The 13,595-nt window shown below is 63.1% G+C and carries 12 protein-coding genes and 1 pseudogene; 9 read left to right on the top strand and 4 right to left on the bottom strand.

Going from position 1 to position 13,595, the window contains the following annotated elements:
• Window positions 1–78 precede the first annotated feature (78 nt).
• The 3 genes from GNZ12_RS34405 (at window position 79) to GNZ12_RS34395 (ending at window position 4,532) form a co-directional block, all read left to right on the top strand.
• Window positions 79–2,046, top strand: coding sequence for a putative bifunctional diguanylate cyclase/phosphodiesterase (locus GNZ12_RS34405; RefSeq protein ID WP_172316439.1), 1,968 nt, complete (start codon window positions 79–81; stop codon window positions 2,044–2,046).
• Between the two features lie 163 nt (window positions 2,047–2,209).
• Complete coding sequence (locus GNZ12_RS34400) at window positions 2,210–3,172, top strand: LysR substrate-binding domain-containing protein (RefSeq protein ID WP_172316438.1); 963 nt, start codon at window positions 2,210–2,212, stop codon at window positions 3,170–3,172.
• Window positions 3,173–3,281: 109 nt separating this feature from the next.
• Window positions 3,282–4,532 carry an MFS transporter gene (locus GNZ12_RS34395; RefSeq protein WP_172316437.1) on the top strand — a complete coding sequence of 417 codons (1,251 nt, stop codon included), beginning with the start codon at window positions 3,282–3,284 and terminating at the stop codon, window positions 4,530–4,532.
• Window positions 4,533–4,602: 70 nt separating this feature from the next.
• Here the strand turns inward: GNZ12_RS34395 and GNZ12_RS34390 are convergent, their stop codons facing one another.
• A complete protein-coding gene (locus tag GNZ12_RS34390) occupies window positions 4,603–5,208 on the bottom strand; it encodes a peroxidase-related enzyme (RefSeq protein ID WP_172316436.1) in 606 nt (201 codons plus the stop codon).
• Window positions 5,209–5,559: 351 nt separating this feature from the next.
• Between GNZ12_RS34390 and GNZ12_RS34385 the strand changes: the two genes are divergently transcribed.
• The 3 genes from GNZ12_RS34385 to GNZ12_RS34375 all read left to right on the top strand — a co-directional run bounded on the left by GNZ12_RS34385 (window position 5,560) and on the right by GNZ12_RS34375 (window position 8,433).
• A complete protein-coding gene (locus GNZ12_RS34385; protein ID WP_172316435.1) occupies window positions 5,560–6,579 on the top strand; it encodes a VTT domain-containing protein in 1,020 nt (339 codons plus the stop codon).
• Window positions 6,580–6,706: 127 nt separating this feature from the next.
• Window positions 6,707–7,240 (top strand): MarR family winged helix-turn-helix transcriptional regulator, encoded by a 534-nt coding sequence (locus GNZ12_RS34380; protein ID WP_172316434.1) that lies wholly within the window; start codon window positions 6,707–6,709, stop codon window positions 7,238–7,240.
• On the top strand, window positions 7,237–8,433 hold the full coding sequence (locus GNZ12_RS34375) for an MFS transporter (protein ID WP_172316433.1): 1,197 nt from the start codon (window positions 7,237–7,239) through the stop codon (window positions 8,431–8,433). The genes GNZ12_RS34380 and GNZ12_RS34375 overlap by 4 nt, the downstream gene beginning before the upstream one ends.
• A gap of 31 nt (window positions 8,434–8,464) precedes the next feature.
• Here the strand turns inward: GNZ12_RS34375 and speB are convergent, their stop codons facing one another.
• The 3 genes from speB to GNZ12_RS34360 all read right to left on the bottom strand — a co-directional run bounded on the left by speB (window position 8,465) and on the right by GNZ12_RS34360 (window position 11,698).
• A complete protein-coding gene (speB, locus tag GNZ12_RS34370; protein ID WP_172316432.1) occupies window positions 8,465–9,427 on the bottom strand; it encodes an agmatinase in 963 nt (320 codons plus the stop codon).
• Window positions 9,428–9,563: 136 nt separating this feature from the next.
• The gene (locus GNZ12_RS34365; RefSeq protein WP_172316431.1) at window positions 9,564–11,057 is read right to left on the bottom strand and encodes an aldehyde dehydrogenase; all 1,494 of its coding nucleotides are present in this window, start codon (window positions 11,055–11,057) and stop codon (window positions 9,564–9,566) included.
• Window positions 11,058–11,146: 89 nt separating this feature from the next.
• Window positions 11,147–11,698 (bottom strand): cupin domain-containing protein, encoded by a 552-nt coding sequence (locus GNZ12_RS34360; RefSeq protein ID WP_074287080.1) that lies wholly within the window; start codon window positions 11,696–11,698, stop codon window positions 11,147–11,149.
• 426 nt (window positions 11,699–12,124) lie between these two features.
• Between GNZ12_RS34360 and GNZ12_RS34355 the strand changes: the two genes are divergently transcribed.
• The 3 genes and pseudogenes from GNZ12_RS34355 to GNZ12_RS45625 all read left to right on the top strand — a co-directional run.
• Entirely contained in the window at window positions 12,125–12,328 is a 204-nt protein-coding gene (locus tag GNZ12_RS34355; protein ID WP_035516723.1) for a hypothetical protein, read from the top strand.
• A 304-nt stretch (window positions 12,329–12,632) separates the two neighbouring features.
• Window positions 12,633–13,427, top strand: a complete 795-nt coding sequence (locus GNZ12_RS34350) for a gamma-glutamyl-gamma-aminobutyrate hydrolase family protein (RefSeq protein ID WP_172316430.1) — start codon at window positions 12,633–12,635, stop codon at window positions 13,425–13,427.
• Between the two features lie 32 nt (window positions 13,428–13,459).
• A pseudogene (locus GNZ12_RS45625) lies at window positions 13,460–13,595 on the top strand (glutamine synthetase); the annotation flags it as partial.

The following is a 13,595-nucleotide window of genomic DNA, read 5'->3' as shown; positions in this document are numbered from 1 at the left end:
TGAAAACGCCCTCAAGGTCTCACCGATCCGGCCGATATACAAAGCTGCGTGTGCGGCGCAAACGTTACAAGGACGGGAATGGTTCGGTTAGCCAGATTGAGGGAAGCGCTGTCGGTCGCGGAAGGCGACCCTGAACTCGTGCGCTCGCAACTCCAGGCATTCGGCCGCCAGATACCGCTGCTCTATTTCATTCTGCTCGTAAACACGCTGGCTGTCGCCATCACCCATCTGGGGTCGACGCCGGCATGGTTGTCCATCTACTTCCCGGGAGTGCTCTGCACGCTGTGCATCATCCGTTGCGTGCGCTGGTGGCGGGTCCGGCAGCGGGTTCTGACGCACGACAAGGCCGTGCCCGAACTGCGCAAGCTGATCTGGCTCACGGGCATCTTCGGCACCGCCTTCAGCAGTTGGTCGCTTTTGCTGTTTCCCTACGGCACCGCCTATGAGCAGGCGCAAGTCACGTTTTACATGGCGACGACATTGGTCGGCTGCGTATTCTGTCTCATGCATCTGCGGGCGGCCGCCCTGCTTCTGCTCTCGATCGTCGTCCTAAGCTTTTCGGCGTTTCTGGTTTACACGCGCTCGCCTATCTTCATCGCGATGGCAATCGACATGACGCTGGTCGGCGTCGCACTCGCCTTCATCATCGAACTGTATTACCGGACTTTCGCTGGCGTCGTGCACGCGCAGCGCGAATTGCAGGTAAGCCAGCAGAAAACGCAAACCCTCAGTGACGACAACTTCCGGCTCGCGAGCATCGACAGCCTGACCGACCTGCCCAACCGGCGCAGCTTCTTCGCCTCGCTGCGCGCGCTATCGGAACAGGCGCTCGGCACCGGCGGCGGCTTCAACGTCGGGCTGATCGATCTCGACGGCTTCAAACAGGTCAACGATATCTACGGACATGCAAGCGGCGACCTCGTGCTGCAGGAAGTCGGCGTGCGACTGCTGGCGTTCGCCGAGCCTGGCATTTTCTTCGCGCGCCTGGGCGGCGACGAATTCGGCGTGCTGGCCCAGCACAAACTGGCGAACGAGACGCTGGTCGAGTTGGGAGAGCGCGTCTGCGAAGCGCTCAGCCAGCCCTATCGGGTGGCCGGCAATGTCGCCGAGCTGACAGGAACGATCGGCTGGGCAGCGTTTCCGGAAGCAGGCACGACCGTCCAGCAGGTTTTCGAACGCGCCGATGCCGCCTTGTACGTCGGCAAGGAAAGCCGCCGCGGCACACCGGTCATCTTCTCGACGGAACATGAGACGCGGATCCGGCGCTCGAGTCTCGTCGCCCAGGAACTCCGCCATGCGGACCTGGAGTCCGAACTGCTCCTCGAGTTTCAGCCGATTTACGATGTGCTCACGCAACGCACCATCGGCATGGAGGCGCTCGGGCGATGGCACAACGCGCGGCTAGGCGCAGTCAGGCCTGAGGAATTCATTCGGATTGCCGAGCGTACCGACCTGATTCTGCACGTCACCGAGGTGTTGCTGCGCAAAGCGCTTGAGGAAGTATCGCGCTGGCCGTCCGACCTCTACCTGTCGTTCAATCTCTCCGCGATCGATATTTCGACTTCGCCACGCGCTCGCCGCCTGGTCGATATCGTGTTGGACAGCGGTGTGCCCGCGCATCACGTGAACTTCGAGATCACGGAAACCGCGGTAACGCGCGATTTCGAGCAGGCCCACAGTTCGCTCACGATGATCAAGCAAGCCGGCTGCCGCGTCTCACTCGACGATTTCGGCACCGGCTATTCGAGCCTCAGCTACGTGCATCGCCTGCCCTTCGACACGATCAAGATCGACCGCAGCTTCATGACCGACGTGGATTCCAATAGCGCGTCGAAGAAGATCGTCAAGTCGGTGCTCGATCTGTGCAGAAATCTCGGACTCGAATGCATCGTCGAAGGACTCGAAACGGCATCGCAAGCCGACGTCGTCCAGGCGCTGGGCGCTCGCGCGATGCAGGGCTATCTGTTCGGCCGACCGATGCGGGCGAGCGCCGTCTCGACCTATTTGCAGACGACGGTCGAGCAGGGTCACGCCGTCGGGACGTAGGCGCTCACGCCTCGAGCCTCAGGCGAATCAGCGCGACACGCGCAAGACACGCGGGCAACAATCGAAACCGGTTTGCAAGGTATCCTTTCCCGAAACAGCATGCGCGCACCGGCGCGCTATTGCACCGTCACGGCGCCCGCCGCGCCGCCCTTGGGGATGCACCATGCCGCTTCGCCTGCCGCCCCTGCCCGCGCTTCGCTTCTTCGAAGCGGCCGGCAGGCATCAGAGTTTCAAGCTCGCCGCCGCGGAACTGAACGTCACGCCGAGCGCCATTAGTCACGGCATCGTCGGCCTCGAGCAGTCGCTCGGCGTGGAACTGTTCGTGCGCGAGCCGCGCGGCATTTCGCTCACGGCGGCGGGCGCCGATTATCTGTCGTACGTATCCGAAGCGTTCTCGCTGATCGCGATCGGCACGCAGCGCCTGCCGAACCACCGCGCGAATCGCCCAATCGCGCTGAGTTGCGCGCCCACGTTAGCCTCGCGCTGGCTGCTGCCGCGCCTGGCCGCCTTTCGCACACACTGGCCGGATGCAAATGTCACCGTCGACACGTCGCACCGTCAGGTCGGCTTTCCCGTCGACGGCTTCGATTTCGCCATTCGCCTCAGCCGCGCCCCGGTCGCGGGGACCGCCTGGACGCGTCTGTTCGGCGAACGCCTGGTGCCGGTGTGCAGCCCTGCTTACAGGGATAGTCTGCGCGACGAGCACGGCAACGTCGATCTGCGCCACGCGACGCTCATTCACGTGAACTCGGCAAGCGAGGACTGGCAGGCGTGGATCGACGGGGTCGCCATAGATGGGGCCGCCACCGAAGGGTTCGAATTGAACGACGGGTTACGCGTGGACACGATCCAGCTTGCTTTCGAAGCCGCGAGCATGGGCCTCGGCGTCGCGCTCGGCAGACGGCCGCTGGTGGACCGCGATCTCGCGACCGGCGCACTCGTCGAAGCCAGTCCACACACGATCGCCTCCTCCACGGCTTACTGGCTGGTGTGCGCGCAAAATGCGGATAGCGCGCAGCAGCGCCCGGAACTGTTCGACTTCAAGCGGTGGCTGCTCAGCGAGGCTGAGCAGTTCGACACGCCATCGGATGCTGCCGGCACGGGATTGCGTCGCGCCAGCTACTGAACCCCACATCCAACCTGAACAGGTGAGCCGCGCTCACCTGTCGTCAAAATCTTTTCTTTTGCCGCTTCTGACGCTCACTGCGACCATGGTGTCCAAGGAGATCAGAACCATGTCCACCACACAGAGCAAACGCCTCGCCGTGCCGTTCAATCAGACGACGCTCGTGATCATCGCCGGCGCGCTGATTCTGAGCGCCGCCATGGGTATCCGGCAGACCTTCGGGCTCTTCATCGGGCCGTTCTCGTTCGACCGCGGCCTGCCCGTCACGCTGATCGCGTTCGCGATCGCGCTGCACAACCTGGTGTGGGGTTTCGCGCAACCGTTCGCGGGCGCCGCCGCGGACCGCTATGGCTCGGCGCCCGTGGTCGCGTTCGGCGCGACGACATTCGCCGCGGGCCTGGGCGTCCCGGCCGTCGCGCCATCGGGCCCGATGCTGATCGTCGGCATGGGTCTGCTGGTCGGCATCGGCGTCAGTTGCACGACGTTCGGTGTGGTGTTGCCGGCGGTCGGCCGCATTGCTTCCCCGGAAAAACGCAGCATGGCGATGGGTCTTGTTAGCGCAGGCGGTTCGGCCGGACAGGTGCTGATGATCCCGCTCGTGCAGAGCATCCGGCTCAGCTCGGGCATCGCCACATCGCTCTTCGTGCTGGCCTTCCTGATGTTGCTGATCGCGCCGCTTGGCATCGTGCTCGACCGGCGCGCGAATGTCGGCACGCCGGTCCAGGAGCCGCCCGCCATGCCGCTTAGCAAGGTATTCGCTCAGGCGGCCCGGCATCGCGGATATCGACTCCTGACGCTCGGCTTCTTCACCTGTGGATTTCAACTTGCGTTCATCGCCACCCATTTGCCCGAATATCTGACGCTCTGTCATATGCCTGTCGGGCTGGGCGCGACGGCGCTCGCCCTGATCGGCCTGTTCAACATGGCGGGCAGTTGGGGATGCGGCTGGCTCGGCGGCCGGTTCCGGCAGCACCATGTGCTCGGCTGGCTTTACCTGATTCGCAGCGTGACGATCGGCACCGTCTTCCTGCTGCCGAAGACCTCTGCTTCGGTCGTCATCTTCGCGGCCGTGATGGGGCTGACCTGGCTTGGGACCGTGCCGCTGACGAGCGGGCTCGTAGCGAAAGTGTTCGGCACCCGGCACCTTGGGAGCCTCTTTGGGGTCTGCTTTCTAAGCCACCAGATCGGCTCGTTTCTGGGCGCGTGGCTAGGCGGTCTGGTGTTCGATCTGACGGGTTCGTATTCGCTGCTGTGGGAAGCAACGGTCGCCGCCGGACTCATCGCCGCGATGCTGCACTTCCCGATCGACGACAAGGCCGTCAGCACGCCCTCAATTCGCCCCGAGCCGGCGACGGCCTAAGGGCGTGCATGAGACGTGCATGAGCACCCGTTCTCACGCACGCCACGAGTCCGCAGCAAGCGCTCCGATGCTATTTTCGCGGCGCATCCGCTGCCGCTTTCGGCACGCGCCCCATCAGATAGAACTCGTCGTTCGGGCGCATTGAAATAACGTTGGCCATCCGGTTCGACAACCCGAAAAATGCCGTGATGGCCGCGATATCCCACACGTCTTCATCCGAAAAGCCGTGCTCACGCAGCGTCTGAAAGTCGGCATCGTCGACAGTGCCGGATTCGCGGCAGACTTTCAGCGCGAAGTCGAGCATCGCCTTCTGGCGCGGCGTGATATCCGCCTTACGATGATTGACGGCCACCTGATCCGCCAGCAACGGCGCCTTTTCGTAAATACGCAGAATCGCCCCGTGCGCGACCACGCAATACAGGCACTGATTCACGGCGCTCGTGGCGACGACGATCATCTCGCGCTCACCTTTGGTTAAGCCACCCTCTTTCAGCATCAACGCGTCGTGATAGGCAAAAAAGGCGCGGAATTCATCTGGCCGGTGCGCCAGCGTCAGGAATACGTTCGGAACAAAACCGGCTTTCTCCTGCACTTCGACGATGCGGGCGCGGATGTCGTCTGGCCACTCACCCGGCTCAGGCACGGGGTAGCGGCTGATCGGCGGAAGGTTTGCCATGCGGTGTCTCCGTTGTATCTGTACGTGTAAGACGATTGTAGCAACCGTGGCGCGGAACACCGCATGCGCCATGCGGATGCTCGTCACTCGCTCATCCCCACACGTCCGATCTCCCCATTTCCTTGAATTTTTTCAGGCTTTCGGCCCGCCCCGCAGCGCCCTTTGGCCAACCTGTGCTTAAATCCGCATTCGTCCTGCTGCGTTCGTACCGATCGGCTGAATGCGCCATGCGGCCGACCGCTGTCCGGCAGGCACCTAACCTGCACGACGCGTGCGCAACGCAGGCTGCCAACGTGCGGACGGGGCGCGGATTGTTTCAAACCCTTTCATTGGCTCAAGAGGAGCGTGGTTGTGTGGCATTTTCCGGTTGCTATTCCACCCTCGCTGGGCGTGTGGGCCGTGTTCATGAGCGTGCTCGTTACGCAACTCGGCCTGCCGATTCCGGCGGCGCCGATGCTGATCCTCGGCGGAACCATGGCCGCCATGGGACAGACCTCTTACGCCAGCGTCGTTGGCGCCGCCGTCTGCGCGACGCTGATTGCTGACTCGCTATGGTTTTTCACGGGGCGGACGTACGGCCGCCGGTTGCTGAATCATCTGGTGCGCTTCTCGCTCTCGCTCGACACCACCGTGCGCGTCGCACGCAATACCTATGAACGGTACGGCGCGCCGATTCTCACCGTCGCGAAGTTCCTGCCCGGCCTCGGTCTGATCTCGGCGCCGCTGCTCGGCACGACGCCAATCAACGTCGGCGTGTTTCTGCTGTGGGATTTTGTCGGCGCGACGCTGTGGGCCAGCGTCTGGGTGATCGGCGGCGCGGCGATTCACGATCAGATCGTGCAACTCGTTCTACTCGTGCGCCACAACGGCGGCACGATCTTCGACGCGTTCGCGGCGATCTTCATTGCCGCGCTCCTCTATCGCTTTGTGCGCCGCTGGCAGTTTCGCCGCTGGCTCGCGCACGTGCGCATTTCGCCAGATCAGCTCGACGAACTGATGAAGTCCAATGAGCCGCCGCTCATCCTCGACGCGCGGCCGCACAGCATCCGCGCAAAAGAATCGCACCGGATTGCGGGCGCGCAGTTGCTCGATCTCGATTCACCCGAGCCACTGGATCCCGAGTTACTGAAGCGGCCGATTGTCGTCTATTGCGTGTGTCCCAACGAAGCGACGGCCAAGCGGATCGTCAATCAGTTGCATCGAAAGAATATCCATCACGTCAAGGCGCTCAAGGGCGGTCTCGACGCGTGGGAAAAACGCGGTTATCCGGTCGAGCCGCTGCCGCCCGACTTCAATACGGCGATGGCCCATATGTTGGAAGACGAGGTCGACGAGGGCGAGTACACCGTGCGGGCACGATTGGCGAAGTGACGATGGGCGCAGCACGCGTCTGAACCCGAGCCTGGACCACAGCCGGGCCGCGCAAAAAACCCCTTGCGCGTCGCCCCCAATGTGTGCAACATACATATATGCACGTTGCACACATCGAGGTGTCCCCATGACGCAGCGCACAGAGAACCTGCTCGGCGTGCTCGCCCTGCTGGTCACGGACGAGATCAACGCGCAGCCTGCCGTGGCCGCGCTTGCGGGCCCCACTGCCCGCGCCATGCTCAACGCTGTCGGTCAATATCCCGACTCATCCATTGAAGTATTGCGCGAGGCGGTCGATCTTTCGCATCCGGCCGCGGTCCGCGCTATCGCGGGTCTGGTGGACGCGGGGCTTGTCGAAAAGAAATCCGGCGCTGATAAACGTGCCGTCGCGCTTGCCTTGACCGCTGCCGGCAAGCGTGAAGCCAAACGCCTGCAAACGGCACGCGACCGGATACTCCAACGTATCGTCGGGCAGCTCGACGAGCGCGAGCGCCCTGTGCTCGAAAGCCTGCTGATCAAGATCCTGTGGAACGAAACCCGCGATCCGGCACACGCCATGCAACTGTGCCGCCTTTGCGACGATGGTCCCTGCCTGAAAGCCGGCTGCCCGGTCGAATGCCGCGAATTGGGTCTGCCGATGCCCGCGCGGAGCAGCCCATGAATGCCGCCGCGCCGGTGCGTTGGCCGGCGATCGCCGCGCTGACCTCGGTCTCGGCGCTTTCGCAGATTGGCCAGTTCGGCATCGGCTTCATGGTGCTGCCCGTCTGGCTGGCGCATCACGGTCTCGACGCGCCGCGCGCCGGCCTCTTCTCCGCTTCGCAATGGACCGGCATGCTGGTCGGCCTGTTAATCGCGCCGTGGCTGGTGGAACGCATCGGTGCGAAGCGCACGGTATCGCTGGGTCTCGCCGCCACGATTGTTGCGTTCGCGACGATGAACGCGCTGTGCTGGCCGTTGTGGCTCATACCCGGGCTGTTGACCGGCCTCGGCGTCGGTTTGCGCTGGATCGCCAATGAAACGTGGCTCTACCGGCTTGTGCCGGCTGAGTCGAGCGGGCGTGTAGTGGGCGTTCACGAGGCGCTGATCGCCAGCGCAGGCGTACTCGGCCCGGCATTGGCGGTGTGGTGCGCCGTCGACGGACGCATCACGTTCGCGGCCGGCGCGGCCTTCACGTTTGCAGCGGCCGTTCCGCTGTGGCTGACCACCGCGGATGATGGGCGCCGTGCTGTTGAAACAGACCGGCCTGTGCGAACAAGCAGGATCGGAAAAGGTGCCCCAATCGGCCCATTGGTGAGCCTTGGCATGGTGGTCGTCGCGGCAGGCGGGATCGGCGATGGCGCGCTCTACGGCCTCTTCCCGCTCTTTGCCGACGCCCACGGCCTCGATACCACACAGACGGCCACGCTACTCACGCTATTCGGTGTCGGCGGCATGGCGCTGCAATTTCCGGTCGGCTGGTTTGCCGATCGCGCGGGCCTCGCCGCAACGGTGATCGTCTGCGCCGCGCTCAGCACGCTGGCGATCTGCGGTTTCGCGCTCGCCGCGCCCGCCTCATGGCTTGCTGACGCGAGCGCACTGCTGCTCGGGGGCACGAACAGCGCGTACATTACACTCGGCATGGTCGCGGCGGCATGCAGCGATAAGGCTGCCCTCACGCGCAACATGCGGCTGGTGTCGCTCACCTTCACCACGAGTTCGATCGTGGGGCCGCTCATCGCCGGCTTCGCCATGAAGGCCCGCGGGAGCGACATGCTGATGTGGCAACTGGCGATCATGAGCGGCGCGCTCGTCACCTACACGCTCGGCTTGCGCGAAGGCCGGCGTCAACCCGATCGATCGTCGTCGATGGGCTGAGCCGGTCGTCCTACACGCCGATGAAGCGTGATTAGCGTTCAGCGACCTTCCGCTGCCGCCAGAGACACAACAGATCGCACGCGATATGCGCGGCGGCAATCGCCGTGATCTCGCTCTGGTCATAGGCGGGCGCCACTTCCACCACATCCGCGCCCACCAGATTCAACGCGCCGAGCCCACGCACGATGGCCAGCCCCTGTGCCGACGACAAACCGCCCGCCACGGGCGTACCCGTGCCTGGCGCGAACGCCGGATCGAGACAGTCGATATCGAAGGTCAGATACGCGGGCCGCTGGCCGACAATCGACGTGATCCGCTCGACTGCTGCTCGCGTGCCATGTTCGTGGACCCACGCAGCATCGAGGATATTGATCCCCATAAAATCGTCGTTCCACGTGCGAATACCGACTTGCACCGAGGTCTTCGGATCGATCAGACCGTCCTTCACCGCCTTGTAGAACATCGAGCCGTGATTCAGGCTGTCCGGACTGTCGTCGGCCCAGGTATCGCAGTGGGCGTCGAAATGGATCAGCGAAAGCGGCTTGCCGTACTTCTCCGCATGCGCAATCAGCAACGGATACGTAATGTAGTGATCGCCGCCGAGCGTCAGCATCTTCGCGTCCGAACGCAGGATCGTACGCGCATGGTCGACGATCGACTCCTTGATCGTCATGGGATTGTGCGCGTCGAACCAGCAGTCGCCGTAATCGGTCACGGCGAGATCGTCGAACGGATTAAAGCCCCAAGGATACGGATGCAGCTCCGACAATTGCACGCTCGCAGCGCGCACTGCCGCCGGGCCGAGACGCGCGCCCGAACGGAAGGTCGTGGCCAGATCGAGCGGCACGCCTGAGACCACGACATCGACGCCGTCGAGTTCGCGGGTGTATTTGCGGCGCATGAACGACAACACACCCGCATAGGTGTTTTCGATCGACGAGCCATAGAGCGACGAACGACGGATCGCGCCGTCGCCGTAAACGAGTTCAGTCATAGATGACCTGATACCTGATAAACATGCCGGCGCTGCACGCGAAGCTTCCTGGTGGTGCATGCGACGTCCGGCCTCGGATTCATTGGGAACGCGGCGGCGCCTATGAGGCACGCCGCCGCGCTGGCTTGCGAATCCTTTAGCGCAGCCGAACGAGCGTGGACTTCAGCTCGGTGTACTTCTCCAACGCGTGCAACGACTTGTCACGGCCGTTGCCCGATTGCTTGTAACCGCCAAACGGGAAGTTCATGTCCCCGCCTTCGTCGTAGCAATTGACCCACACCGTACCGGCACGCAGCTTGCGCGACACTTCATGCGCGGTGGTCAGATTCGAGGTCCACACGGCAGCGGCGAGACCATATTCGCTGTCGTTAGCGATCCTGATCGCTTCCTCAACCGTGTCAAACGTAATCACCGACAACACCGGCCCAAAGATTTCCTCGCGCGCGACCTTCGCGCCGGCAGCCGGGATCTCGAAGATGGTCGGTTCGATATAAAAGCCGCCGCTCTCCTGCTTGACGCGCGATCCACCCAGCAGCAGCTTCGCTTCGGCGCGGCCCGCTTCGATATAGCCGAGCACGCGTTCGAGTTGCACGTTGTCGACGATCGCGCCCATCGAGGTTTTCGGATCGAGCGGGTTGCCCGGCGTATAACTGCGTGCGGCGGTGATCAGCTTGTCGAGGAACACCTCCTTGATGTCGCGATGCACGAGCAGGCGCGAACCCGCCGTGCACATTTCGCCCATGTTGTAGAAGATCGCGCCGGCCGCCGCGTTCGCCGCGCGGTCGAGGTCCGGGCAATCGGGCATCACGATGTTCGGCGACTTGCCGCCGAGTTCCAGCCAGACGCGTTTCAGGTTCGATTGGCCGGCGTACTGCATGATCAGCTTGCCGACGTTGGTCGAGCCGGTGAAGGCGAGACAGTCCACGTCCTGATGCAGCGCGAGCAGCTTGCCCGGTTCGCCCGCGCCCGGCACCACGTTGAACACGCCGGCCGGAATGCCCGCGTCCAGCGCGAGTTGAGCGAGGCGAATCGCGGTGAGCGGTGACTTCTCCGAAGGCTTGAGCACGACGCTGTTACCTGCGGCGAGCGCCGGGCCGAACTTCCACGACGCCATCAGGATCGGGAAGTTCCACGGCACGACGGCCGCAACGACACCGATCGGCTCACGCGTGACGAGGCCCACCAGATGATGATCGGCCGGCGCGACTTCGCCGCCGACCTTGTCGATCGCTTCAGCGAACCATTCGACGCAATAGGCCGCGCCCGGCACGTCCACTGTGGTGGTATCGGCGATCGGCTTGCCCGCGTCCAGCGTTTCGAGCAGCGCGAGTTCGTCCATATGCTCGCGGATCGACGCGGCCCAGCGCAATAGAATCGCCTTACGCTTGCGCGGATTGAGGCCAGACCACACGCCGGCGTCGAACGCGCGGCGGGCGGCAGCCACAGCGGCGTCGACATCCGCCGCGCCGCTGTCAGCGACCTTGGCGAGCAGCTTGCCGTCGATCGGGCTCAGGCAGTCGAACGTGCGGCCGCCTGCGGCGTCACGGTATTCACCGTCGATAAACGCACGGCCTTCGAGCGAAAGCGTAGCGGCTTTGTCTTGCCAGAAAGCGAGAGATTGCTTGTCCATCAGGATGCCTCATTGTTATGCGCTCGACGCACGCCGGCATCGACTTCAGGCGGCTTGGAACTGCGTCGCGGCGCGTTGGCGCGGAGTCTTTAGAACGTGGGCGGCGAATTGGCCGACACGATCTCGCAGAGATGCTCCGCGCTGGGATTGCGAAAACGATGCGGTAGACGGCTTTCGAAGTAGTAGCTGTCACCGGGGTCGAGCAGCCACGTGACGCCGTCCACCGTCAGTTCGATCTGACCGCTGACCACCACCCCGCCCTCGTGCCCCTCGTGCTCCAGCATCTCCGGCCCCGTATCCGACAGAGGCTGATACACCTCGCGCAGAATGCCCATGTTGCGGTCTTTGATACTGGAGCCCGCCAGATAGAACTCGATCGACTCATTGCCGAGATTCGGCATGTCGGCGCGGCGCGACACGACAGAGCGTTCCACCTCGACTTCAAAGGTGAAGAACTCGGCGAGACTCATCGGTATGCATTCGAGCAGTTTCTTCAGTGACCCAACTGACGGACTCACGCGGTTCTGTTCAATCAGCGAAATCGTGCCATTGGTCACCCCCGCCCGTTTCGCCAGCTCACGCTGGGACAGGCCATTTTTCTTACGAATGTATTGCAGGCGGGTCGCTACTTCTATAGACATCGCTGAATTCTCTGACATGGGAGACGATCGGGGCGCGTGAACTCGGGCAGGGATTGCCCGCGAGTGTTGAATATTCTAATCACTTTAATCTTCGCGCCGCTAGGGAAAACCCCTGAAAGGCTTCCGAAATATAGTGGACGCAACGAATGTTCCCACGGACTGGTATTCTCGCGACACCCCCGGGAAAGCCCTGATAAATCTTTTATAAAAATGATTTGACGGCTTTATTGGCTCGTATACGATGGTTCTCAGGCGGTCGTCATGCCGGCGTCACGAAATACGAATGTGTGTTTTGCGGCGCAGCGAATCAACTTCGCAACGGTAGCTCCGACCATCCCAACGTGCTGTTTCTTTAAACGCCCCCAAGCGTTTTCGAGCAAGCCGTTCAATAGACATTAGAGTGTAATCGTGAGAGTCCGAGGCCCTTTGGTTAGATGGAATCGTAGTCAGGCGAGTTGTCCTCGCGCTGACGGCGCCATCGCCGACGGCAGCAACGGCAGCCTTGCGTTCCGCCGCTTCCTGTCCGTCTTCACGATCCTGTCCCGCCGTTCAGTTCGACGTCACAACTCCATCTCCGCGCGCGCCTTCATTGCCGTGCGCACGGACGAAGTCGCCTCGCTGCTGCCGTAGCGCCTCCCCCCTTTTCGCTGTTCGATTCGTCTGTTTGCGTGTGCGCGCTCTTTCGAGCCCTGCGCTCGTGCCTGTCCGGTGCTGTCTGCCGCCTGCACGTTTCATGCGAATCAGATCAGTTGCGCACCGCGACGGATCGAATCGAACAGCCTCCCTGATTACCACGCGCGGCGCGTTCAGTTGACGACGACCGCCTGCACTACCCCGGTGGTCTGACGCCTTGCGTCCGGCTGCGGAATCGTGCCGCGCTGTGTTTAACGTTGTTCATGCCGCATCCCGCGGGGAACACACACGTCTATTCGTTATGCGAAACAAACCCCTGGTCGGCATCAGCGCCGACAGAACGATGATGGGAGTCCACCCGTCGCACGTCACCGGCGAGAAGTACATCGCCGCGATCGTGGACGGCTCGCAGGCGCTGGCCATGTTGCTGCCGGCGCTCGGCGAGCGTCAGTCCACCGAGGACGTGCTGGACGCCGTTGACGGCTTACTGTTTACCGGCAGCTATTCGAATGTCGAACCGCGCCGCTACGGCGGCCCTCCCAGCGCGCCGGGCACGCTGCACGACGCCGCACGCGATGCGACGACGCTGCCGCTGCTGCGCGCGGCGATTGCCGCAGGCGTGCCGGTGCTGGCGGTATGCCGGGGCTTCCAGGAAATGAACGTGGTGTTCGGCGGGACGTTGCATCAAAGCGTTCACGCGGTGGCCGGCTTGAACGACCATCGCGAGAACAAGGAAGACGACCTCGACGTGCAATACGCACCGTCGCATTCGATCACGCTGACGCAGGGCGGCTTGTTACAGCGCCTCGCGGGCGGCACGAATGAAGCGCGTGTGAATTCATTGCACGGCCAGGGCGTCGAGCGGTTAGGCGTGGGACTCGTGGCCGAAGCCACGGCGCCGGACGGATTGATCGAAGCAGTCAGCGTAAAAGATGCGCGCGCTTTCGCGCTGGGTGTGCAGTGGCACCCGGAGTGGAAGCATGCCAGCGACGCGCTGTCTACCGCGATCTTCCGCGCCTTCGGCGACGCCTGCCGCGATCGAATGCGCACCAAGGCCGGCTATGGCGCGGCATCCGCCGCTGCCACGCATGCCTGAGCCGGTCGCGCACCAAAACTGAGAGAATAACCATGCATGAAATCGACGACTTCCTGAAGAAGAACCGCGTCACCGAAATCGAAGCGATCATTCCGGATATGGCCGGGATCGCACGCGGCAAGATCATTCCGCGCAGCAAGTTCGAATCCGGCGAGTCCATGCGCTTGC

The sequence above is a fragment of the Paraburkholderia solitsugae genome (assembly GCF_013177695.1).
In the GTDB taxonomy this organism is placed as follows: domain Bacteria; phylum Pseudomonadota; class Gammaproteobacteria; order Burkholderiales; family Burkholderiaceae; genus Paraburkholderia; species Paraburkholderia solitsugae.
This window is presented reverse-complemented; position numbering and strand designations above follow the sequence as displayed.

Coding starts and splice junctions, on each gene's coding strand:
- speB (WP_172316432.1), bottom strand. CDS start 9,427: ATGACTGAACTCGTTTACGGCGACGGCGCGATCCGTCGTTCGTCGCTC.
- GNZ12_RS34365 (WP_172316431.1), bottom strand. CDS start 11,057: ATGGACAAGCAATCTCTCGCTTTCTGGCAAGACAAAGCCGCTACGCTT.
- GNZ12_RS34400 (WP_172316438.1), top strand. CDS start 2,210: ATGCCGCTTCGCCTGCCGCCCCTGCCCGCGCTTCGCTTCTTCGAAGCG.
- GNZ12_RS34405 (WP_172316439.1), top strand. CDS start 79: ATGGTTCGGTTAGCCAGATTGAGGGAAGCGCTGTCGGTCGCGGAAGGC.
- GNZ12_RS34380 (WP_172316434.1), top strand. CDS start 6,707: ATGACGCAGCGCACAGAGAACCTGCTCGGCGTGCTCGCCCTGCTGGTC.
- GNZ12_RS34375 (WP_172316433.1), top strand. CDS start 7,237: ATGAATGCCGCCGCGCCGGTGCGTTGGCCGGCGATCGCCGCGCTGACC.
- GNZ12_RS34395 (WP_172316437.1), top strand. CDS start 3,282: ATGTCCACCACACAGAGCAAACGCCTCGCCGTGCCGTTCAATCAGACG.
- GNZ12_RS34360 (WP_074287080.1), bottom strand. CDS start 11,698: ATGTCTATAGAAGTAGCGACCCGCCTGCAATACATTCGTAAGAAAAAT.
- GNZ12_RS34390 (WP_172316436.1), bottom strand. CDS start 5,208: ATGGCAAACCTTCCGCCGATCAGCCGCTACCCCGTGCCTGAGCCGGGT.
- GNZ12_RS34350 (WP_172316430.1), top strand. CDS start 12,633: ATGCGAAACAAACCCCTGGTCGGCATCAGCGCCGACAGAACGATGATG.